This window comes from Robiginitalea sp. (assembly GCF_982776155.1).
In genome coordinates, this window is the sequence record NZ_CEXZKX010000010.1 from 59,736 (window position 1) to 81,312 (window position 21,577).

Sequence of the window (21,577 nt, forward strand, 5' to 3'; positions counted from 1 at the left end):
TTATTTATCAACTGCATCAGTCGTCCAGGCGACTGGCCAGTTTATCCTTCTTGAAGTGGTTTAACTTGAGGTCTTCCAGCACATTGATGGCCTCCTCCACGTAGACGTCCCGGGCGAGGTTCTGGTGCCAGCGGTCGCGTTTTTCGCGAAGCACGGAATCCTGGGTAAAGAGCTCCTGCTCGTATTTCAGTGAACTGAAGGTGAGCTTGGAGTCGTATTTCATATTATTGCGGAAATACTGGGAACGCTCCTTGTTTTTCTCTTCCCGCTTGCGGTAGTCCGCGATGCTGAGGGGCACCACGGTTTCTTCCTGCTGTTCCTTCAGCCAACGGGCGTTTTCCTCGATTAGGGCAATCTGCGGGTGAGCTGCCATACGCGCCGCCGAACGGGCAATGGTTTCCTCGTAATCGATATACCCCTCCCAGGGTTCGTAATTGGCCGGGCTGATCTTATCCCACTTGAGCGGATTCTGCTGGTCGCGTTCGCCCAGGTCGATGTAGCTGTAGCGGTCCGGAACCACCACGTCGCTCTTGACGCCTTCCAACTGGGTAGAGCCGCCGTTGATGCGGTAGAATTTCTGGGTGGTCAGCTTAATGGCCCCCAGGTCGCCGTGCTCGTTGCTGCGGACGATGTTTTCCAGGGGGATTACGTTCTGAACGGTCCCCTTGCCGAAGGTCTGTTTGCTGCCGATCACCACGGCCCGCTTGTAATCCTGCATGGCAGCTGCCAGGATTTCGGAGGCAGAGGCCGATAATTCGTTCACCAGGATCACCAGGGGGCCGTCCCACTGGATCCGTTCGTCCCGGTCCTCATAAATTTCTTTGTCGCGGGCAGAAGAGCGCACCTGTACAATGGGGCCATCCTTGATAAACAGGCCGGCCATTTCCACCACGGTCTTCAGGGAGCCGCCGCCGTTGTCGCGGAGGTCCAGCACGAGGCCTTCCACCCCTTCTTCCTTGAGACGCTCAATTTCGCGGGCGACATCGGTGGCCGCGTTCCGCTCGTTGTAATCCTCAAAATCCACATAGAACTTCGGCAGGTTGATCAGGCCGTACTTCCGGTTGTCTTTGATGACGGTAGAAGACTTGGCAAAGGATTCTTCCAGTTCCACCACATCCCGTACCAGGGTCACTTCTTCCACAGTGCCGTCCACTTTCCTGACGGTTAACACCACTTCGGTCCCTTTCGGGCCCTTGATGAGTTTGATGGCATCGTCCAGGCGCATGCCGACGATATTCACCGGGGGCTCGTCTTTCTGGCCTACCTTGAGGATTTCATCCCCCACTTCCAGGCGCTGGTCCCTCCAGACCGGCCCGCCGGAGATGATCTCCACAATCTTGGCCCCTTCGGGCTTTTGCTGCAACCGGGCCCCGATCCCCTCGAACTTCCCGGACATGCTGACGTCGAAACGCTCTTTGTCTTCCGGGGCGAAGTAATAGGTGTGCGGATCGAATTCGTCCACGATCGTATTGAGGTATTGTACAAACCAGTCCTTGCGTTCCAGGTCTTCAACAAAGTCGAAATATTCGTCCAGGGTCTGGCGGGTGGATTCCCGGGCTTCCTTCTCGGCCTCCTCGGGCGAAATCGCACCTTCACCGTCACCCGCCTCGGCACTCAGGCTGATTTTTGAATCGTAGGTGCCGATGGCCGCGTATTTCAGCTGCTTTCTCCAACGCTCCCGCATCTCCGCCTCCGAAGCTGCGTATTCCTGCTTGTCGTAGTCGATTTCAATGGATTCGTCCGCCGTAAAATCGAAGGGCTCGTCCAGCAGTTCCCCGTACATGTTGCGGGCATCCTGCATGCGCTCCATGAGCCGCTGGTACACCAGGTTGAAAAAGCTGATGTCCGTATTCTTTATCTGGTCGTCTATCTGGAATTTATACTGTTCGAATTCCGCGATGTCCGACTCCAGGAAGTAGCGTTTTGTAGGGTCGAGTACGTCGATAAAATCCTCGTAGACGCTCACCGAGAAGTCGTCATTGATGTCTTTGGGCTCGTAATGCCCTTTTTCGAGTACGTAGGTAATCAGGTCCAGGAGCAGTTTGTCCTTGTCGTCCGATTCAAAAGATTTACTGGTAAAACTACAGGATGCAACTGCAATCAGGGGAACCAGGAAAGCAAGCAGGAAATTCCTTTTCATCTATGTCATTTTTTTTACCGGGGAAAAGGCATGGAAAATGCACAACCCCCCGTTTTTTCGGTCATTGAACTCCCTAAGATACAGAAAAAACCATGCCAGTCAGGATGCGCGCCGCTAATTTTTTGTTAACGGGGGTGCTGGGAGTTCTATGTTTGAAAAACGTATTTTTGCCAGATAAAGTATAGTCCATGCCCAAACCGCTCATATTAGTAACCAATGACGATGGAATCACGGCCCCCGGCCTGCGCCACCTCATCCGGTATATGAGCGGCCTGGGCGAGGTAGTGGTTGTAGCCCCGGACAGCCCGCAATCCGGTATGGGGCATGCCATCACCCTGGACAATACGCTCTATTCCAAAAAAGTGGTGATCGACCGGGAAGCGGGGGCTCCCAGGGAGTTCAGCTGCAGCGGGACCCCGGCCGATTGCGTCAAGCTCGCCCTGCAGGAAATCCTGCCCCGCAGGCCCGACCTCTGCGTCAGCGGGATCAACCACGGGTCTAACAGTTCCATCAATGTCATCTATTCCGGCACGATGAGTGCGGCCATCGAGGCGGGGATCGAAGGGGTGCCGGCCATCGGCTTTTCGCTTTGCGATTACTCCTGGGAAGCCGATTTTAAGCCCTGTGCGGAAGCGGTTAAAACCATTGCAGCGGAAACCCTGAAGAACGGGCTCCCGGACGGGGTGGTGCTCAATGTGAATATCCCGGCAACCAACGGCGTCCCGCCCAGGGGCATCCGGGTTTGCCGGCAGGCCCGGGCCAACTGGAAAGAGCGCTTCGACAAACGGACGAACCCAAACGGCAAGGACTACTACTGGCTTACCGGCGAGTTTGAATTGCTCGATAAGGGGGAGGATACGGACGAATGGGCCCTGGCCCACGACCTGGTCTCCGTGGTCCCCGTTCAATTCGACCTGACCGCCCACCATGCCATCCAACCCATCAGCAACTGGAAACTCTATGAATAAACGCAAGGAAATAGCCATCGGATTTGCCGTCGGGATCATCGCCAATGTACTGGGGGTCCTGCTCTATATATTGCTCTTCTCGGACCTCGGGATTACTGAAACCTATAAGGCCGCCGTAGCACAGGGGCACGTGGGCAGCCTGCTGGCCCTGGGGGCCATCCTGAACCTGGCCGCATTTTTCGGCTTCCTGCGCCTGAGGCGCGATTACCGCGCCCGCGGCGTGCTGATGGCAACGGTAGTCACCGCCCTGGTGATCCTCTATTACAAGATATCCTAGTCGTGAAATATTACATCATCGCAGGGGAAGCTTCCGGGGACCTGCACGGTTCCAACCTCATCCGCGGCCTCCGCGCCAGGGATCCCGAAGCGGATATCCGGTGCTGGGGGGGCGACCGCATGGAACAGGCGGGCGGGACGCTGGTCCGCCATTACCGGGAGCTCTCCTTTATGGGCTTTCTGGAAGTGCTCCGGCACCTGCCGGCCATTTTCCGGAACATCGCATTCTGCAAAAAGGACATTGCCCGGTTCCGGCCCGACGCGCTGATCTTCATCGACTTCTCCGGATTCAACCTCCGGATTGCACGCTGGGCCAAGGAAAACGGCTTCCGGACGCACTACTACATCGCTCCTCAGGTATGGGCCTCCCGGGAAGGCCGGGTAAAGAAGATCCGCAGGGACATCGACCATATCTACGCGATCCTGCCTTTTGAAAAACCCTTTTACGAGGAGAAGCACGGGATCCCGGTGCATTTTGTGGGCCACCCGCTCATCGATGCGATGGAAGGGCTGCCCGACCCCGACCCGGCTGCCTTCCGAAAACGGAACAACCTGGACCCGGAACGACCGATCCTGGCGCTGCTTCCGGGCAGCCGGAAACAGGAAATAGAGAAGATCCTCCCGGTGATGATGGCCGTCATTCCCGAATTCCCGGATTACCAGTGTGTAATTGCCGGGGCGCCGAGTCTGGAGGCGGAACAATACGAGCCCTACCTGACAACCGGGGCCACCCTGATCCGCGATCAGACCTATCCGCTCCTCCAACACGCCCATGCCGCCCTGGTCACCAGCGGTACAGCCACCCTGGAGACCGCCTTGCTGGGGGTCCCCCAGGTGGTCTGCTACAAAGGCGGGTGGGTTTCCTACCAGATCGCCCGGCGGCTGATCCGACTGGAATATATCTCCCTGGTCAACCTGATCATGGACCGGGAAGTGGTCCCGGAACTCATCCAGCATGAACTGGAACCGCAAAAACTGGCCGCGGCCCTCAGGAACATCCTGAAGGGCCCGGGCAGGGAAAGCCAATTAAAGGCCTATGGGCAACTGCGCGAGAAACTCGGCGGGCCGGGGGCCAGCGTGCAGGCAGCCGAACTGATTGTAAATTTCAGCCGGGAGACCTAGATTGCCGGCGGATTCCCCCCCGCAGTGGAAGCATTCCGCGGTTTTATATAATTTAGTGGTACCAAACCCCGTTATTTCCGCATGAGGCAATTCGTTACCGCAGGCCTTTTGGCTTTTTTGCTCGGGAGCTGCGGCGTAGTCAAAAAGAAAACGACCTACGCCGAAGAACGGCCCTCCGTTTCCGTAACCGCTGCGGAAAACGCCCCGCATACAGCCCATGAGGAAGAGCCCCCGGGGGATTTCTCCGGCGAAGCGGAACCCGGCCTCCCGGCTGCGGGACCCGCCGAAGCCGTCGTTCGCACGTCGCTCTCCTATACGGGAACCCGGTACCGGTATGGCGGCACCACCCGCAAGGGCATGGACTGCTCCGGCCTGCTCTATGTGGCCTTCCAGCAACACAACGTCCCGCTCCCCCGGGTTTCCCGGGATATGGCCGACCAGGGCCGCCGCGTCCGGGTACCCCAGCTGCAAAAGGGCGACCTGCTCTTTTTTAAAACGACCCGCCGGGGTGGGAAGATCAACCACGTGGGCCTTGTTGTGGAAGTGGCAGGGGACGATGTGAAATTCATCCACTCCACCTCCTCCAGGGGGGTCATTGTATCCTCCCTCCGGGAAGGGTTCTGGAATTACGCCTTTGTAAAAGCAACCCGCGTCTTCTGAAATGAACGCCTGGCGCACCCCATCGGTCACTCTGGCCCTTGGGATGTGCGGGGGAATCGTCACTGCTAGGCTTTTTCAGCCCGATTCCCTCCCGGATTTCGCCACCCTCCTGGGCACCTCCCTGATCCTGCTATCTACCGCCTGGATATTGAAACACCGTTGGCCCCCGCCGGCTTTTCCGGGTCTGGCCGTCCTGGCCTTTTACTGCTTTGGCGGGTGGGTGGCCACCGGCCGGATGCCGGAAAAACAACCCGGGCACTATGTGCATGCCGATTGGGAAACCCCCGGCCTCTGGAAAATCCGCCTCCGGGAACCCCTGCGGCCTACGGCCTTTTACCAGCGCTGGGAAGGGTCTGTGGTAGCCCGGGACGGGAAGCCCTGTCACGGCCGGATCCTCTTGCAGGCACCTGTTTCCGACACGCTCGCGAAGTGGGAACCCGCGGCCACCCTGCTGGCCTATGGGAAACCGGAAGCTGTACCTCCGGCCCGCAACCCGCACCAATTTGACTTTGCCGCCTATTTGCGGACCCGCGGAATCCACGGGCGGTTCCGGCCGGATGCCGGGAGCCGTGTACTCCCGGCGAACCCCCGGGGCGCGGGTAGTCTTGGACGAACAGTTGCCCGCCTCCGCCACCGCCTGATCGAAAGCCTGGGAGCTGCGGGCTTCCACCCGGAGGTCGCCGGGCTGATCCGCGCCCTGATCCTCGGCGACCGATCCGGCCTGGACCAGGACCTCTACGGGGCCTACCAGCGCGCCGGCGCGGTTCACCTGCTGGCCGTCTCCGGGTTGCATGTGGGCCTGGTGGCAGCCCTGTGCAGTTGGCTGTTGTGGCCGCTGCGCCGATTGCCCGGGGGGCGCCGGCCCCATTTCCTGCTGGGCCTCGGCATGCTGTGGGGGTATGCCGCCCTCGCCGGTTTCGGGCCCTCCGTGGTTCGGGCCTCGGTCATGTGCTCCGTCGTCTCCTATGCACTTCTGATCAACCGGCAGGCAGACAGCCTGCATTTCCTGGCCCTGGCAGCCCTGGTGATGCTCGGGCTGATCGAGCCGCTCTGGCTGTTCCAGGCCGGGTTCCAAATGAGTTTCCTGGCCGTCTGGGCCATCCTGTCCCTCTACCCGTGGCTCTACAGGTCCTGGCCGGTGAAACGCGGGGCGGGAAGGAAGATCGGCCAGCTGCTCTGCGTCAGCGGGGCCGCCCAACTCGGCGTACTCCCCCTGAGCCTCTATTATTTCCACCAGTTCCCCGCACTTTTCTGGTTGTCCAACCTGTTGCTTATACCCGTCATGGGCGTGGTGCTCGCCAGCGGTTTCCTCCTGCTGGGGCTGGCCAGCTACTCCCCTTTGCCCGATTGGGTGGCCTGGGGTGCAGACCGCTTCTTCGGTCTCTTTAACGGGGTGGTCCGTTGGGTGGGTGGTCAGGAAGGTTTTCTGATTACGGAAATTCCCTGGGACGGGGTGCAACTGGCCCTGAGCCTGGCCGCCCTGGTTGCCCTGGGCACATGGGCCCGCAGCCGTGATCTGCGGTGGCTGAAGCGAACAGGGGCCCTGCTGCTGGCCCTGCAGGTTTACAGCGTAGGGGCCGGCTGGCACAGCGGGCGACAACAGGAATGGCTCATCCCCCACCGGTTCGGGGAAAGCGCCCTGATACTCCGGCAGGGGGCGCAAGCGCGTATCTTTTCGAACAACCTAAAGGCCTGGGAAGGGTTTCTCTCGGATTTCTCCACCGGGGAACGCCTCCGGCAGGTACTCGGGGACAGCCTCTGCCCGCAGTTTCAGATCGGCCGGCTGCGACTGCGGGTGGTAGACAGTACGGGGCGGTACCAGGGTACGGGGGCGCCACCCCATATCGTGCTGCTGACCGGTTCGCCCGCGGTCCGTCCGGGGCAGCTCCTGGACGACTTACAACCCCGCCAGGTCATTGCAGACGGCAGCAATTACCGGAGTACCATCAATCGCTGGGAAGCGAGTTGCAGGAAACGGGGAATCCCCTTCCACAACACGGCGTTGCATGGGGCGTACCGAAGCGCTATCCCGTAAGGCAGCATCCGGTAACGCGGTGTCCTGCATTCCGATACCCCGCAATCCCTGGGGTGCCCAGTGGACGTGACCCATCAACCGCAAGTAGCTAGTGGACGTTCCCCATCAACCGCTTCATCAGCGGGGCGGTTACCAGGACGATAGCTGCAGCCCCCAGGGCATACATGGCAATCAGCTCAAAGCCGCCGGTGTAAACATCCAGGGTTTCCAATCCGCGGACATCCGGGTCGTCGCTTTCGATGGCGAGTTGTTTCCCGATAAAGCCCACTACCTGGAAGGCAAACGCCGAGGAGAGGAACCAGACCCCCATCATAAAGGCCACGATGCGCTTGGGGGAGAGGTCGGTGATCTTGGATAGGCCTACGGGCGACATAAAGAGCTCCCCTACCGAGATCAGGAAGTACATGATCAGCAGGTAGGAAAAGGGCACCATCCCGTTTTCGTCCGCACTGCCCCCGCTCAGGGCCAGGATGTAAAAACTGATTCCGGCAAAGGCGAGGCCGAGACCGAATTTATAGGGCGTCCGCGGATTCAGGTTCCGTTTGGACAGCCAGGTAAACAGCATGGATATGGGGATGGACAGGATAATGATCCACATGGAATTCAGGGCGTTTGTCTGGGCCGCGTCGATAACCGATAGGTTGACATTCCGATCCGCGAATAACGTAATCACGCTACCGGAGAGCTCATGGAACCCCCAGAAGATAGTCATGAACAAGGTGATCAGCACGGCCATAAACAATTTTTTGCGCTCATCCAGGGTGGCCCGGTACATGATCAGCCCCAGGTAACCGAGGATAAAAATGGCGATGCCCTTGAAGATGATATTTACGATGTTCTGGTCTTCCAGCAGGGTCCCCGCCTCCCCAAGGGGCCGGTAAAATGCCAGCAACATGGCCACGACCGGGGCTGAGAGGGCCGCGATCAGAGGCACCATCGTTTTCTGGGGCAGGCCAATCAGGCGTTTCTCCAGCGCCGCCGGGTCCGGGGCGCGCCCCTTGTCCCCGAAGACGTTTTTCCGGATCCCGCTCCAGAAAAAGATCAGGCCCGTCAACATCCCGATCCCGGCCAGGCCGAAGCCGTAGTGCCAGCCGAACTCCCTGCCCAGCCAACCGCAAAGCAGCGGGGCAACGAAGCCGCCGATGTTGATCCCCATATAAAAAATGACAAAGCCGGAGTCCTTCCGCGGGTCCCCGTCCTTGTAGAGCGAACCGACGAAGGTGGAAATATTCGGCTTAAAAAACCCGTTCCCCACGACGATCAGGGCCAGCGCCAGGTAAAAGGCAACATTGTGTTCCACCGCGAGTACAAAATGCCCGAGGGCCATCAGGATACCCCCCAGGAATATGGAGCGTCGCATCCCGAGGATCGTATCGGAAATCCGCCCGCCGATGACCGTGGAGGCGTACACCAGCGATCCGTAGCTGGAATAAACGGCCGCCGCCGCGTAGTCCCTCTCGGCCAGCGCTTCGAAAATGACGTTGACCATATACAGGGTGAGCAGGGCGCGCATCCCGTAAAAACTGAAGCGTTCCCAAAGTTCGGCGAAGAAGAGGTAAAATAGGCCCTTGGGGTGTCCGAAGAGCTGCTTCTCTTCCATGAATTCGGCGCGTGTTTCCATATGCGGGTTGGTTATCGGTTAGTTTTTCTACAGGTTTTCCAAAACAAATCGAGTCATCTTGTTATAGAGGTGGAGGCGGGTATTCCCCCCGTAAATCCCGTGGTTCTTATCCGGATAGATGGCCCACTCAAATGGCTTGTTCGCCTGGACCAGCGCCTCGATCATACGCATCGTATTCTGCACGTGTACGTTGTCGTCGGCCGAACCGTGCACCAACAGGTAGTCCCCCTTCAGCCGGTCTGCAAAAAACAAGGGGGAATTCTCGTCATACCCGCCCGGGTTCTCCTGGGGGGTCTGCATGTAGCGCTCCGTATAGATGGTGTCGTAAAACCGCCAGCTGGTTACCGGGGCCACGGCGATGGCCAGTTCAAAGGTCTCGTTGCCCTTCAGGATACAGTTGGAAGACATAAACCCGCCGTAACTCCATCCCCAGATCCCCGTGCGGTCCGGGTCGATGTATGGCCGCTCGCTCAGCAACTTTGCGGCAGCGATCTGGTCTTCCACCTCGTACTTCCCGAGTTCCTTCTGGGTGATTTTTTTGAAGTCCCGCCCCTTGAGGCCGGTACCCCGCCCGTCCACACAAGCGATAATATACCCTTCGGACGCGAGCATCTGGTGCCAGTAGTCGTTGCTCCCGTGCCAGCGGTTGGCCACCTGCTGGGAGCCCGGGCCGCTGTACTGGAACATAAAAAGCGGGTATTTATTTTCCGGGTCAAAGTCTGCCGGCCGGATCATATACATATTGAGTTCGTAGCCGTTGACCTCGAGGGTGCCGAATTCCTTTGGCGCCATTTCAAACCCTTCCAGGCGGCCCAGGAGCTCCCGGTTGTTCTGCAGCTCGGCAAGCTGCTCCCCGTCCGAAGCGTCGTGCAGCGTATACACCGGCGGGGTATCCACATTGCTGAACGAATCGATGAAATAACTGAAGTCGGCACTGAAGGTGGCCTGGTGCGTCCCGGTGCCCTGGCTGAGCCTTTTCAGGCCCCGGCCCCGATCGGAAACGCTGTAGATATCCCGGAGGATGGACCCCTCGGCGGTGGACTGGAAGTAAATCCGCCCCTTGTCCGCGTCGTAGCCGTAGTAGGCCGTCACTTCCCAGGGGCCGCTGGTGAGCTGCCGGAGTTCCGCACCGTCCGTATCGTGCAGGTAAATATGGTTATAGCCGTCCTTTTCGCTGGTCCAGATAAAGCGGTCGTCCGGGAGGAAGGTCAGGTTGTCGGTCACGTCCACGTAGGCCGCATCGGTCTCCTCCAGCAGCAGGGTGGTTTCCAGGCTGGCGGCATCCACGCGATGCAGGCGCAACCGGTTTTGGTGGCGGTTCAGGGTCTGTACGCTCAGGTGGTCCGGGTGGTGCATCCACTGGAGCCTCGGGATGTAGTAGGCTTCTCCCAGGTCCACGTCCTGCGTCTGCCCGGAATCCAGGTCGTGGATATGCAGGCTCACCACTGCGTTGGCCTCCCCGGCTTTCGGGTATTTGAATTGATGCGGGAACGGGTACAGGTCGCTCCCGTACACGTCCATGGAAAATTCGGGGACGTCCCGTTCGTCAAACCGGAGGTAGGCGAGTTTATCGCCCCGCGCATTCCACTCAAAAGCGCGGACAAAGGCAAACTCCTCTTCGTAGACCCAGTCGGTGACCCCGTTGATGATGGCATTCGGCTGCCCGTCTTCGGTTACCTGCAGCAATTCCCCGGATTCCAGGTGCAGGACATACAGGTTGTTTTGGTCCACGTAGGCCACCTTGCTGCCGTCCGGCGAAAGGGTGGGTTCCTGGATTTTCCTCTCGGAGATTCGCGTGAGCTGTTCCTGTTGCAGGTCGTAGACGTAGTAGACCCCCAGGCGCGAGCGCCGGTAGATGGGTTCCACCTGGGTGGCAATCAGCACCTTGTTTTCGTCCTCACTGAAGGTGTAGCCGGTAAAATACGGGATTCCCCGGGCCGGGTCGGTACGCAGCAGCGTGCCCACCTGCTGGCGGGTGCGGTAATCGTATTTGTCGATGGCAGCCACCTGCCGGTCCCTGTCCTGGTTCAATACGGTATAGTGCTGCCCGTCCTTTGTGGAGCGGAGCGCTTCAAGGCCCTCTGTACGGAAGGTGCCTCCCCAAATGTCCTCAAGGGTAATTTGTTTTTTCTGCGCCTGCAATGCGGGAGTCGCCAAGAGCCAAAGCAGTAAAAACCCGGTTCGGAATCTCATAGGAACGTGAAATAGTTTATAAGCTTTCAAGTTTATGAATATTTTGCCAGAAAGCACAAGAATGGGGCCAAATTCTCAACCCGGCCGGGCGCCCCGCAACCCGCCCGTTCTTTGAGGGTGATTCCGTATATTTAGCCCCAGAACACCTGTTTCATGACCGATCCCGTACAAGGATTCTCCCGGTTTACCAAAGAAGAAAAAATCCGCTGGATTGCCCGGCGGTATACGGCCCGCCCGGAAGCCACCGAAGACCTGCTCCAATCGTACTGGCATGCCGACCCGGCGCTCCAGCAACTCCACGACGAGTTTATCGAAAATACCCTGAGTAATTTTTACCTGCCCCTGGGGGTAGCGCCGAACTTTAACATCAATGGAAAGCTGTACGCCATCCCGATGGCCATCGAGGAGAGCTCCGTGGTAGCTGCGGCCAGTAAGTCGGCGAAATTCTGGGGCAGCCGGGGCGGGTTTAAGACCCAGGTCCTGGGCACGCGGAAAGTCGGGCAGGTGCACTTTCGGTATAACGGGGACCCGAATACCCTGAAGGCTTTTATCGAGTCGGCCATGCCCGCCCTGATGCAGGAATCCGAAGGGCTGACCCGCAACATGGAACGGCGCGGGGGCGGGATACACGCCATTGCCCTCCGGGACAAACGCCAGGAACTCCCGGGCTACTATCAATTGCACTGTGAATTTGAGACCCGGGATGCCATGGGGGCCAATTTCATCAATTCCTGCCTGGAACAATTTGCAACTACCCTGGAAAAAGAGGCCCGGACGTATCCCGGCTTCAAAGGGGAGGAGGCCCCTCTGGAAATCCTGATGAGTATCCTCTCCAACTACGTCCCGGACTGCCGGGTGCGGGCAACGGTGAGCTGCCCGGTGGCCGACCTGGGTCAGGACAACGGGATGGACGGGGAGACCTTTGCCCGCCGGATGATCCAGGCCGTCAAAATCGCCGAGGCCGACCCGTTCCGGGCCGTGACCCACAACAAAGGGATTATGAACGGCATCGATGCCGTGGTAATTGCCACGGGGAACGACTTCCGCGCCGTGGAAGCCGGGGTGCATGCCTATGCGTGCCGCAGCGGCAAATACCGGAGCCTGAGCCATGCGGATATTTCGGAGGGGGAATTCCGGTTCTGGCTGGAAGTGCCCCTGGCCCTGGGAACTGTGGGCGGCCTCACCAAACTCCACCCCATGGTCCGCCTGGCCCTGGAAATCCTCGGCAACCCCACGGCGCCCGAGCTCATGGAGATCACCGCCACGGCCGGCCTGGCACAGAATTACGGGGCGCTCAGCTCCCTGGTTACGGTGGGCATCCAGCGCGGACATATGAAAATGCACCTGTTGAATATCCTGAACGAACAAGGGGCGAGCCCGGAAGAAAAAGACCTGCTGATCGATTACTTTAAAACGCATACGGTGAGCCACAGCGCGGTTACCGAACGCCTGAAAAAATTGCGCAACCCCGGATGAAAACCGACTACCTGGCCCACGGGAAATTGTTGTTGTCCGGCGAATACGCTGTCCTGGACGGCGCACTGGCCCTGGCAGTACCCACCGGGCCCGGGCAGCGGCTCAGCATACGTGACGGGGAGCGGGGCGCCCTCCAATGGATTGGCCGGGAGATGGATGGATCCGTTTGGCTGGAAGTGCGCTTTACGCGGGATGAAATCCTGAAACCCCTGGTCCCAAAGGACTTCCCTTCCGACCCCCGGGAACGCCTGTTGTATTTGCTGCAGGCAGCCGGGGCGCTGCAACCCGGTTTTTTAAACCGACTGGCGGGGTGCCGGGTGGAGACGCACCTGGAATTCCCCAGGAAGTGGGGCCTTGGCACTTCTTCTACCCTGGTTGCCAACATCGCTGCATGGTCCGGGGCCGACCCCTATGACCTGCTGGCAAAAACCTTCGGGGGCAGCGGGTATGACATAGCCTGTGCCGCTGCGGACGGACCGATTTTTTACCGGCAGATGCCCGGGGGGCGGTTGGTGGAACCCGCTGCATTTCATCCCCCCTTTGCCGGGCAATTGAAGTTTATCTACCTGAACCAGAAACAGGATAGCCGCGAAGGCATCCGCCGCTATCGGGAACAGGGAAAACCGCCCTCATCCGAATTGGAGGAGGTGTCCCGCCTGGCCGCGGCGATGGCCTCGGCCGGGGACCTGGAAGACTTCCGCCGTGCCGTGGACCGGCATGAGGAATTGGTATCCGGTTGGCTGGGGCTTCGCCCGGTGGGGGAACGCCTTTTCCCGGATTTTGACGGGAGTGTGAAGAGCCTGGGGGCCTGGGGCGGGGATTTTATCCTGGCCGCCGGGGGGTCATCGCCCGAAACTTATTTCCGGGCCAGGGGCTACGAAACCTGCCTGGGATACGCCCAATTGGTACGCACATAAAAAATCCCGCAGCCCTTTTCGGGTGCGGGATTTGTATCCTTTGTAAGTTCCGGTGCTCCCTAGTAGTAAATAGACCGGTTGTCCTCGATTTCCGCCTTATCGCGAAGGGCCTGGTAAACCTCCGCGGCTACCCGCGACCCGAGGCTGCTGCGCAGCGTGTTCGCATAGGGCGCGTAGTTGTCGAGCTCCGGGGCTTCCGTCTTTCCGGTCACCTCCAGTTTAAACACCCCGGTTTCCCCTTCGATCAAATCGGAAGTGGCGCCCTGGTCCATGACCGTAGCGATCCCCACCACCAGGGGTTCGCGGCCCGCACCCGGAATGGTGGGCGATTTCACGTTCAGTGCAGTGGCCGTGGAAATGGCAACCGCATTCGACGAGGCGATCTCCTCGATGCTTTTTCCCTGGTTCGCGGCGAGGATCTGTTGGGCTTTCGCCTTCTTGCGGAGTTTGGGGAGTACCTGAACGGAGGCATCCTCCACGCTCATCGTTCCCTCCTTGTACGTACCGGTCAGCTGAACGATGGCATAACCGCCGGCTACGTCGAAGCGGCGGATATCACCGATTTCCGTATCGCTGTTGAAGGCCCACTGCACAATCCGGCGCTGGGCGCCCAACCCGGGCAGGTTCTCATCCATGGTCCGCACTTTGTTTACCGGGCGCACCTGGTAGCCTTTTTCCTCGGCGATGTTGCGGAAGGTTTCCGGGCTATCGCTTACGGCCATTTCCAGGCTCGTCGCCTCGGTGAACAGCGAATTGATCGTTTCTTCCGACGGCTCAATAGCACGGGTAAGGGTTGCCAGGCGGACTACGTCCCGCTTGTCGTCCACTTTAACCACGTGATAGCCGAATTCGGTTTCCACCAGGCCAACAGTACCTACGGCGTTCCCGAAGGCAAAATCGTTGAAGGCGTCGGTCATGACCCCTTCCTGGAAGTACCCCAGGTCCCCGCCATTCGGTGCGGAGGGCCCATCCGAGTTGTCGCGGGCCAGCTGGGCAAACTGCGCGCCGGAACGGCGGGCTTCTGCCAGGAGCTCCTCGGCGCGTTCCCGGGCCTCCTCCTGGGTACGGGTAACCGAAGGGTTGGCGCGTTCGGCGCCCGCATAGCTAATCAGGATATGACTCGCCTTCACGGAGCCGTTTTCCTTCCGGTCCATCATCCGGGAAACCTTAAAGGCGTTCCCGTCGCGGTAGGGGCCAAAAGTTTCGCCTGTTTCCAGGGCCATCAGGGTGTCCGCCCATTGAGTAGGCAGTTCGGATTTCGCCCGATAAATAGTGTCGTATTTGGTGTCCGAATTCCGATCCAGGAAGGCCAGCATGTCATCGGTATTCAAAAAGCCCGGGTTGACCACGGTAGAATCCAGGTCCTCCCGGTATTCTTCCTCGTCTTCCAACAGGGCGCGAAGGGATTCCTCAATGGCTGTTTCGTCCGCGGCACTCGCTTTTTCCTCAAAATACACATAGCGCAAATCGCGGGCGGCTTCCTGCTTGAATTCGCTCGGGTTTTCCTTAATATAGGCCGCGATCTCCTCCTTGGATACGGAGATCGTACTGTCCGGGATGGATGTATAGGGAACGCGGACATAGCGGATATCCACCTTGTCATTGGCCAGGCGGTAATCGAGCTCCCCTTCCTTGAGGGTTGCCCCCACCCCGGCCCGGATCAGGTCAAAATAGGTCTGTTCCTTGGCTGCCTGGATAAGCGCGTCTTCGGTCTGGAGCCACATTTGGTATTGCTGGGGCTGGTTGACGCGCAGTTCGGTGATAAAATTCCGGAAGGCGTCCTCGTCAAAGTTGCCGTTTGCATCCTGGAACTGCGGGTTCTGCGTAAAATTCGGGTTATTCCGAATCAGGTCCATGATCTGGTCCTGCTGGATATCGATCCCGAGTTTTTCAAATTCCTGCCCGAGGATTGCCGTGCGAACCGTCTGGTCCCAGATAGAATTCACGATCTGGGTGGAGGTAGCCTGGGGGCCAAAACTGCCTTCGGCCGCTTCCATCCGGGCGCGAAAATCGTCTATGGATATCGGCTCCCCGTTGACTTCGCCAACGGCCGAACCTATTTTATCCGAACCGAAGCCACCCCGTGTCAGTACGTCGGATACGACAAAGGCAAACAGGGCCATCCCGATGATCAGGATGAGCACGGTGGTGCGCTTGCGGATATTCTCTAAAATCGCCATGCTATGGGTTGTTTAAATCAGTGGGCGAAATTACCATTTTCCAACCAATAATAAAAGGGAAAAACAACCGTAAACCGCAGCATGTCAATCCGCATCCAGCACCTCCAGGGTCACCAGGTCGATCTTGTTGTTGGACACCTCCAGGATTCGGAACACAAACCGGCCCAGCCGGATCTCGGAATCCTTCTTGGGAATCTCCCCGGTTTCGTTCAGGATCATCCCCCCCAGGGTCCCGTATTCGTCGCTCTCGGGGAGTTCCAGTTTGTATTGCTCATTGAGGTAGCCCACCTCGTGCCGGGCCGAAAACTTGTACTGCTTGTCGCCCAGGACTTCCTCCAGCAGGTCCGTGGAATCGTGTTCGTCCTCGATTTCCCCGAACAGTTCCTCGATAATGTCCTCCACGGTCAGGATCCCCGAGGTGCCGCCGTATTCGTCCAGGACCACCGCCATGCTCTTGCGCTTCTTGGTGAGGACGTTCAGGATATTCTGGATAAGCATCGTTTCGGGTACGAATTCCACTGGCAACAGGATGCTCTTGATGGTCTTGGGCCTTTTAAACAGCTCGTAGGAATGGATGTAGCCGATGATGTTGTCGATGGTATCCTTGAAGACCAGGATTTTGGAATACCCGGTTTCGGTAAAGAGTTTTGTGACGTTTTTGGGGCTTTCGTGCAGTTCCACGGCGGTGATTTCCGTCCGGGGCACCATCACCTCCCGCGCCTTTACCTCTGAAAATTCCAGGGCGTTCTGGAAGATCTGGATCTCGGAATCCACCTCGTCTTCTTCCTCCACGGTCTCCATCTGCTCGGTAATGTAGTCCCCGAGTTCGAGCTTCGTGAACGACATCTGCACCTCGTCCCCGTCCGACCGGAACAGCAACTTGAGGATGACATCCGATATAAACATAACCCCCTCGGACAGCAGCCAGAACAGGATATAGAAAAAATAAGCCGGGACGGCCAGCAGCTTCAGCAGGGAATTCGAGTAGATCTGAAAGAGGACCTTGGGCAGGAATTCGGCGGTCACCAGGATGATCAGCGTGGAGATCACCGTCTGGGTAATCAGGGCAAAATCGGTGAGCAGCGCCTGCAAAAATGCATTGTCCGCGGGGAGCAGCTGCCCGAACCAGCCCATGAGCAACTCCCCCATATAATAAGCGTACACCACCAGGGCGATGTTGTTCCCGATAAGCATCGTGGTGATAAACTTGGAAGGCTTGGCAGTGAGCCGCGACAAGACCCCCGCCAACAGCCCCTGCTGCTTTTTCTCTATCTCAATATGGATGCGGTTAGCCGACACAAAGGCGATCTCCATCCCCGAGAAAAAAGCCGAGCAAATAAGCGAAATGACGATGATGGCTATCATACCTGGCCGGAACCGTTAGGAGTTCTCCTCATCCCGGCGCCTCTCAAAGCGCTTCCGGTACCGCCGCCTGAAGAGGAACATCCCCAGGGATACCAGGGCAAAAAACAGGAAGAGGTAGGCGCGGTTGCGGTCCACATTCCAGAATTGCCAAAGCTCGTAAGTGGCAATTATGGCAATAATCAGGTAGATGTATTCGGTGTACTTGAGGATCTTGATCATGATGGGTCTTCTTCTTCCGGCACTTCCATCTGGCCGCCGGTCTGGTGAGCGTTAAAATAGCTAAAATCCCGGTTAAAGTCCATTCCGGTCCCGTTCAGGAGCGTCCCCTCTTCCGGGTTGGTCAGGGTAAACCGGCCCTCGGTAAATATCCAGTCGTTGTTCCGGTCCCAGAAAAGCTGGTCGGCCTCCAGGCGCTTCCCGTCGTGGGTCTCCATCACCACGTGCCCCTGCAGGTCAAAAACATTCGTCTGGGCATAGATGATGGCGTAATCCGCCTCGATGGTGCTGAGCCGGCCCTGCTCGTCGTAATGCTCCACCCGCAACCCTTCCGGGAAGGTGCGGTACTGGAATTGCAGGTTGGTGAAATCCTCGCTTAAGGGGCTTCGCAAAACAGCAATAACCCGGGTGGCACTGGTATCCTGGTTGGACATGCCTTCCGGGGCTTCCGTATAGGTAAGCGAAAAGTCGTGGGATACGCCCTGGGGGTAGACGGGCTCCGCCGCCTCGTCCCCGACGCGCTTATACCGGTCTTCGCAGGCCATAACGAACATTGCCACGGCAAAAGCCATGGCAATGTACATCAAACCGGATATGTTCGGTTTCATAGAGTCTTACAAATTGGGCACCTTCACGCTGCCACCTACCCAGCAGGAGAAAGACACGGTCTTCCCGGCCATGCCGGATTGGAAAATATCCGTTTTGGACGGCGCCTTGGCACTGTAACTGGCGGCTGCCTGGTTGGCGGTGCTGCTCAGGGACGGGTCTACCCGTGCTGCCTGGCGGGCCAGGTCGGCGGCCTTCCAGTAAATGGCGCGCTTTTCAAATGTCGTACTTCCGCAGTCATTGGCGCTCGAGGCGTACAGGTTGGCTATCAACAGATAGGCCTTCCCGTTGGCGCCGTAGGCATTGATCGCCTTCTGGGCATAGCTGCGGGCCTGTGACTTGCTGAATTTCCGGGCAATGGTAGCCGCCTTATACAGGATGTCGGACTTTTTCTTGGCATTGGTTTCCAGGCCGGCTGCCTTGTCGAAATCGGCAATCGCCCCCTGGTTGTCGCCGTCCTTGGCCTTGAGGGTACCCCCGTAGAGGTACGCACTGGCCGACGGCTCAAGGGCCAGCTGGGCTTCGAACAGTTTCCGGAAGAGCGGGTCGTCCGTACATTCCTTGGAGAACATCCGGCCCACGGCGCGTTTCACCCAGGTAATATCGTCTTTCTTCTCGGCGAAGTTCTTCTCGTAGAGCGGGATCAGGTTGTCGCAATCCGCCAGGCTTCCCAGTTTGGAATCGATACTCCCGGAAATTTTTCCGTAGTTTTCAGAGTAGCTGTTGTACGCGCGGAGTTGCTGCTTTTCCTTGGAGGTCAGTGTGCCCAGGGAATCCTTCGGCAACAGCCGGTTGATCTGCGCCAGGTATTTTTCGTTCTCTTCTTCAATTTTTTCCGTCACGTCGTCGTACACGTTGAAGACCTCCTGCAATTCCTGCTTGCCCGCATTGTGCAGGTTTACCAGGGAAGAGAAATAGAGGTAGAGCGCCTTCGGGTTGTCGAAATTCTCGCGGTCCTTTTTAAAAGCATCGGAGAGCATCGCATAGAGCTCTGTGTCCGTGGCCTTTTTGTTGTCGTACAGCAAGGAGGCCTTATCGCTGGCGATTTCCGCAGGGGAATAGTTCTTGGGGAAGTATTCGGTGCTCTTGTCGTAAAGCGCCAGAAGGTCCTGGATATAACCCTCTTTTTCAGCCCCGGTGGAATTCTCGATCTTATAGTCGAGGATGCGCTCCCCATAAGAGAAATTCGCCTTGTTGATTCCCGGACAATTTTCATAAACCATCTTCCACGGGGTATAGGCCGCCTCGTAATTCTTCACCTTGGCGTGTTCCGCATAAATGGATAAATTCGTCATACATTCAGGATTCTGGGCTTGTCCGAATACCATTCCGAAGGCCCCGAAAACCGCAATGATCATCAAGTAAAAATCCTTTTTCATTTTATATGTCATTATTAGAGGGGTGGTAAATTACTAATTTTTTATCAATTAATCTGCCTCTTCCGGAACCATCTGTCCGCGAATGAGAGGCCCAGACTCACTTTGAAATAGCTTTCCCTCACCAGGCCATTCATCGTGGTGCCCCTCCTTCCGAGTTCGAATCCCAGATTCAGATTCGAAAATTCGCTTTCGGCTCCGAGGGGTAAACCTAATCCAAATGTTATGCCAAAGTTTTCGAGCGCCTTGTCATTGATGACCATCCCGGTATTGTCCAGGCGCAGTCCCGCCCGGTAGGTAACCCGGTTTAAATACGTATCGATGGAGGTGTAATCCGGCACATAGAATCCGCCAAGCGCCAAGCTGCTGGCGTTCTCGTAGACCACATTGGCCGATTCCAGGAACCGGTTCTCAAAATCGCTGAATTGCTGGATGCCGTATTCGGCCCCCACAAACCAGTGTTTGTCTTCCCCGTATCCCAGCCCCAGGGTGTAGGTGGTGGGGATCTTGATCTCGGTAAACCGCAGGTTGTCCCGGTCCAGATTTACGTCGATTCCCTCAATTTCAATCCCGGTCAGCGGGACAAAGGAGGAAATGCGCTGCTGGTTGGAGGATACCAGGTTGGTCTGCGTATTGATCCGGACCGAGGTGAACAGCGTGTGCTTGCTGCTGACCATGGGTTCCCAGGTAAGGCCGTAGTTGAAGTCGAAACCGCTGATGTCCGAGGTCCGGCTGTCCAGGGTCCCGTAGGCGATGCCGTCGGTTACCTGCACCCGGGTCAGGTCGATGCGGCCGAAGTGGAAATTCACCGTAGCCCCGATGTTCAGCCTGGGAAGGAGGCGGAACCCCGCGGAGAGGAATGCCTGGTTGATACCCCCCTCGCCCGTAAACTGGTTGGCCGTGGTGACCCCCTGCACGGTCTGGAGTTGCTCCAGGTCGTATCCCACCGAACTATACGGCTTGATCCCCAGCGCCACCCCGGCTTTCTGGGCGATAAGCGGGAATGCCAGGCCCAGGTATTCGAAATTGGAAACGGACGGGCGCTGCTGTTCGGCAAAAGTCTCCAGGCGAACCTCCTTGTGCGAAAATCCGGCGGCATAGGCAGTAAGGCCGAGCTTCCCGAGGGAGGCCGGGTTGTTCAGCTGCAGGTGGATGCTGTCCGTGTAGACGCCGAGCCCTCCCATCATCTGGTTCTCGATGCTGTTGACAGACCGAAAATCGCCAATGCCCAGGGAAGAGTAAGGAGAAAGCGTGCCGTTTTGCGCGGACGCTGAATACATCGCAATACCGATTATTGCGAGAACCAATCGTTTTACCATCTAACTTTTGTTGTATTCCAGCAGCTGGTTTAAGCCCTCCAGTAGAAAATTAGGAAGGGCAAATATGGTATTTTTTAACCGGTTAGACAAAAATTGCGCATCGCCTCCTGTTAAAATAACTGTTAAATCTGAATAGCGCGATTTATATTGGTCAATCACCCCGTCCAGCTCCAACAACAGGCCGTTTACCACCCCGCTGTGCATGCTGCTCACCGTGGCGTTCCCCACCAGGTCCAGGGGTTCTTCCGGCTCCAGCAGCGGCAGGCGCGCCGTAAAGGCGTTCAGGGCCCGGTAGCGCATCTTCAGGCCCGGGGAAATGGCCCCGCCCAGGAATTCGCCGTAATCGTTCACAAAGTCGTAGGTAATGCAGCTGCCCGCATCGATCACCAGACAATTCTCCTTGTGGAAGCGGTAGAAGGCAGCCGTGGCCAGCGCTATGCGGTCCGCCCCCAGCGTCTGGGTGGTGGCGTAGGAATTCCGGTAGGGAAGCCGCGTGCGCGCACCCACCACATGCACCGGGCAGAACACCGTGAGCGCATCCGTATAACACTTCTCCAGGTGGCCCACCGAGGCCAGGATGGCATGGCCAATGCCCGGGTAGCTGTTGAAAAGGGATTTGATCCGGTCCGTAAAAGAATCCTCCACCGTGGTTTCCACATGCAAAAGCCGCCCCTCGCTGAAGACGCCCAGCTTGATCTGTGTATTCCCCGCATCGATGACCAGATTCATACTTCAAAGATCGGGAAATCGAAAAAAACGCCCCGCTTTTTTTCGGAATTTGTTGGTTATTCCCGGATTTGAAATTATATTTGCCCCCGCCTTTACAGGGTCCTCCGCGACCCCGCAAAAGGCCAGCTCAGATGAGGTACCTTAGCTCAGTTGGTAGAGCAACGGACTGAAAATCCGTGTGTCCCTGGTTCGATTCCTGGAGGTACCACTTAAAGCGCCAAAACCCGCTCCGAAAGGAGTGGGTTTTTTGTTTCCTGGACGCGTGAAACGCTCGCGTTTCTAAGCGGACGGGAAACAAAAAACACCCGCTGGCACGCCAGCGGAGGGTTTTGGCATTTTCAGGCGGGGGACCGGTCAGGAACACCGAGCAACAGCGAG

At 57.8% G+C, this 21,577-nt stretch carries 17 protein-coding genes and 1 tRNA gene; 8 read left to right on the top strand and 10 right to left on the bottom strand.

What is annotated here, in order from left to right:
- Window positions 1–16 precede the first annotated feature (16 nt).
- The gene (locus tag AC3DKS_RS13820) at window positions 17–2,140 is read right to left on the bottom strand and encodes a carboxy terminal-processing peptidase (RefSeq protein ID WP_015753764.1); all 2,124 of its coding nucleotides are present in this window, start codon (window positions 2,138–2,140) and stop codon (window positions 17–19) included.
- Between the two features lie 188 nt (window positions 2,141–2,328).
- On the opposite strand from AC3DKS_RS13820, the gene surE reads away from it, so the two are divergent.
- From surE to AC3DKS_RS13845, 5 genes are all read left to right on the top strand, one after another.
- Window positions 2,329–3,108, top strand: a complete 780-nt coding sequence (surE, locus tag AC3DKS_RS13825; protein WP_015753763.1) for a 5'/3'-nucleotidase SurE — start codon at window positions 2,329–2,331, stop codon at window positions 3,106–3,108.
- A complete protein-coding gene (locus tag AC3DKS_RS13830; protein ID WP_272608355.1) occupies window positions 3,101–3,385 on the top strand; it encodes a hypothetical protein in 285 nt (94 codons plus the stop codon). The genes surE and AC3DKS_RS13830 overlap by 8 nt, the downstream gene beginning before the upstream one ends.
- A 2-nt stretch (window positions 3,386–3,387) precedes the next feature.
- A complete protein-coding gene (lpxB, locus tag AC3DKS_RS13835) occupies window positions 3,388–4,506 on the top strand; it encodes a lipid-A-disaccharide synthase (RefSeq protein WP_272608353.1) in 1,119 nt (372 codons plus the stop codon).
- An 81-nt stretch (window positions 4,507–4,587) separates the two neighbouring features.
- Window positions 4,588–5,166 carry a C40 family peptidase gene (locus AC3DKS_RS13840; protein ID WP_474731945.1) on the top strand — a complete coding sequence of 193 codons (579 nt, stop codon included), beginning with the start codon at window positions 4,588–4,590 and terminating at the stop codon, window positions 5,164–5,166.
- Between the two features lies 1 nt (window position 5,167).
- Entirely contained in the window at window positions 5,168–7,201 is a 2,034-nt protein-coding gene (locus tag AC3DKS_RS13845) for a ComEC/Rec2 family competence protein (protein WP_272608350.1), read from the top strand.
- 88 nt (window positions 7,202–7,289) lie between these two features.
- Here AC3DKS_RS13845 and AC3DKS_RS13850 read toward each other — a convergent pair whose 3' ends face one another.
- Entirely contained in the window at window positions 7,290–8,822 is a 1,533-nt protein-coding gene (locus tag AC3DKS_RS13850; RefSeq protein WP_272608349.1) for a peptide MFS transporter, read from the bottom strand.
- A gap of 27 nt (window positions 8,823–8,849) precedes the next feature.
- Window positions 8,850–11,015: a S9 family peptidase gene (locus AC3DKS_RS13855; RefSeq protein ID WP_272608348.1), complete on the bottom strand. Its 2,166-nt coding sequence runs from the start codon at window positions 11,013–11,015 to the stop codon at window positions 8,850–8,852.
- A 153-nt stretch (window positions 11,016–11,168) separates the two neighbouring features.
- Between AC3DKS_RS13855 and AC3DKS_RS13860 the strand changes: the two genes are divergently transcribed.
- Both AC3DKS_RS13860 and AC3DKS_RS13865 read left to right on the top strand, forming a co-directional pair.
- On the top strand, window positions 11,169–12,491 hold the full coding sequence (locus AC3DKS_RS13860; protein WP_015753756.1) for a hydroxymethylglutaryl-CoA reductase, degradative: 1,323 nt from the start codon (window positions 11,169–11,171) through the stop codon (window positions 12,489–12,491).
- On the top strand, window positions 12,488–13,408 hold the full coding sequence (locus tag AC3DKS_RS13865) for a GYDIA family GHMP kinase (protein WP_474731943.1): 921 nt from the start codon (window positions 12,488–12,490) through the stop codon (window positions 13,406–13,408). Before AC3DKS_RS13860 ends, AC3DKS_RS13865 begins: the two co-directional genes overlap by 4 nt.
- 59 nt (window positions 13,409–13,467) lie before the next feature.
- Here the strand turns inward: AC3DKS_RS13865 and AC3DKS_RS13870 are convergent, their stop codons facing one another.
- The 7 genes from AC3DKS_RS13870 to AC3DKS_RS13900 all read right to left on the bottom strand — a co-directional run bounded on the left by AC3DKS_RS13870 (window position 13,468) and on the right by AC3DKS_RS13900 (window position 21,199).
- Window positions 13,468–15,588 (bottom strand): peptidylprolyl isomerase, encoded by a 2,121-nt coding sequence (locus AC3DKS_RS13870; protein ID WP_474731942.1) that lies wholly within the window; start codon window positions 15,586–15,588, stop codon window positions 13,468–13,470.
- 84 nt (window positions 15,589–15,672) lie between these two features.
- Window positions 15,673–16,953 carry a hemolysin family protein gene (locus AC3DKS_RS13875; RefSeq protein WP_083760688.1) on the bottom strand — a complete coding sequence of 427 codons (1,281 nt, stop codon included), beginning with the start codon at window positions 16,951–16,953 and terminating at the stop codon, window positions 15,673–15,675.
- A gap of 15 nt (window positions 16,954–16,968) precedes the next feature.
- On the bottom strand, window positions 16,969–17,172 hold the full coding sequence (locus AC3DKS_RS13880) for a hypothetical protein (RefSeq protein ID WP_015753752.1): 204 nt from the start codon (window positions 17,170–17,172) through the stop codon (window positions 16,969–16,971).
- On the bottom strand, window positions 17,169–17,777 hold the full coding sequence (lptC, locus tag AC3DKS_RS13885; protein ID WP_015753751.1) for an LPS export ABC transporter periplasmic protein LptC: 609 nt from the start codon (window positions 17,775–17,777) through the stop codon (window positions 17,169–17,171). The genes AC3DKS_RS13880 and lptC overlap by 4 nt, the downstream gene beginning before the upstream one ends.
- 6 nt (window positions 17,778–17,783) lie before the next feature.
- Window positions 17,784–19,154 (bottom strand): tetratricopeptide repeat protein, encoded by a 1,371-nt coding sequence (locus AC3DKS_RS13890; protein ID WP_474731939.1) that lies wholly within the window; start codon window positions 19,152–19,154, stop codon window positions 17,784–17,786.
- A 44-nt stretch (window positions 19,155–19,198) separates the two neighbouring features.
- Entirely contained in the window at window positions 19,199–20,470 is a 1,272-nt protein-coding gene (gene bamG / locus AC3DKS_RS13895) for a BamG family beta-barrel-assembly machinery protein (RefSeq protein ID WP_488072957.1), read from the bottom strand.
- Window positions 20,471–21,199 carry a type III pantothenate kinase gene (locus AC3DKS_RS13900; RefSeq protein WP_474731934.1) on the bottom strand — a complete coding sequence of 243 codons (729 nt, stop codon included), beginning with the start codon at window positions 21,197–21,199 and terminating at the stop codon, window positions 20,471–20,473.
- A 135-nt stretch (window positions 21,200–21,334) separates the two neighbouring features.
- Here AC3DKS_RS13900 and AC3DKS_RS13905 point away from each other — a divergent pair.
- Window positions 21,335–21,407: transfer RNA gene (locus tag AC3DKS_RS13905), tRNA-Phe, on the top strand.
- The last annotated feature ends 170 nt before the right edge of the window (window positions 21,408–21,577 follow it).

Excerpts from the sequence above, each read along its gene's own strand:
- AC3DKS_RS13820 (WP_015753764.1), bottom strand. The coding sequence starts at position 2,140 with ATGAAAAGGAATTTCCTGCTTGCTTTCCTGGTTCCCCTGATTGCAGTT.
- surE (WP_015753763.1), top strand. The coding sequence starts at position 2,329 with ATGCCCAAACCGCTCATATTAGTAACCAATGACGATGGAATCACGGCC.
- AC3DKS_RS13830 (WP_272608355.1), top strand. The coding sequence starts at position 3,101 with ATGAATAAACGCAAGGAAATAGCCATCGGATTTGCCGTCGGGATCATC.
- AC3DKS_RS13840 (WP_474731945.1), top strand. The coding sequence starts at position 4,588 with ATGAGGCAATTCGTTACCGCAGGCCTTTTGGCTTTTTTGCTCGGGAGC.
- AC3DKS_RS13845 (WP_272608350.1), top strand. The coding sequence starts at position 5,168 with ATGAACGCCTGGCGCACCCCATCGGTCACTCTGGCCCTTGGGATGTGC.
- AC3DKS_RS13850 (WP_272608349.1), bottom strand. The coding sequence starts at position 8,822 with ATGGAAACACGCGCCGAATTCATGGAAGAGAAGCAGCTCTTCGGACAC.
- AC3DKS_RS13855 (WP_272608348.1), bottom strand. The coding sequence starts at position 11,015 with ATGAGATTCCGAACCGGGTTTTTACTGCTTTGGCTCTTGGCGACTCCC.
- AC3DKS_RS13860 (WP_015753756.1), top strand. The coding sequence starts at position 11,169 with ATGACCGATCCCGTACAAGGATTCTCCCGGTTTACCAAAGAAGAAAAA.
- AC3DKS_RS13865 (WP_474731943.1), top strand. The coding sequence starts at position 12,488 with ATGAAAACCGACTACCTGGCCCACGGGAAATTGTTGTTGTCCGGCGAA.
- AC3DKS_RS13870 (WP_474731942.1), bottom strand. The coding sequence starts at position 15,588 with ATGGCGATTTTAGAGAATATCCGCAAGCGCACCACCGTGCTCATCCTG.
- AC3DKS_RS13875 (WP_083760688.1), bottom strand. The coding sequence starts at position 16,953 with ATGATAGCCATCATCGTCATTTCGCTTATTTGCTCGGCTTTTTTCTCG.
- AC3DKS_RS13880 (WP_015753752.1), bottom strand. The coding sequence starts at position 17,172 with ATGATCAAGATCCTCAAGTACACCGAATACATCTACCTGATTATTGCC.
- lptC (WP_015753751.1), bottom strand. The coding sequence starts at position 17,777 with ATGAAACCGAACATATCCGGTTTGATGTACATTGCCATGGCTTTTGCC.
- AC3DKS_RS13890 (WP_474731939.1), bottom strand. The coding sequence starts at position 19,154 with ATGAAAAAGGATTTTTACTTGATGATCATTGCGGTTTTCGGGGCCTTC.
- bamG (WP_488072957.1), bottom strand. The coding sequence starts at position 20,470 with ATGGTAAAACGATTGGTTCTCGCAATAATCGGTATTGCGATGTATTCA.
- AC3DKS_RS13900 (WP_474731934.1), bottom strand. The coding sequence starts at position 21,199 with ATGAATCTGGTCATCGATGCGGGGAATACACAGATCAAGCTGGGCGTC.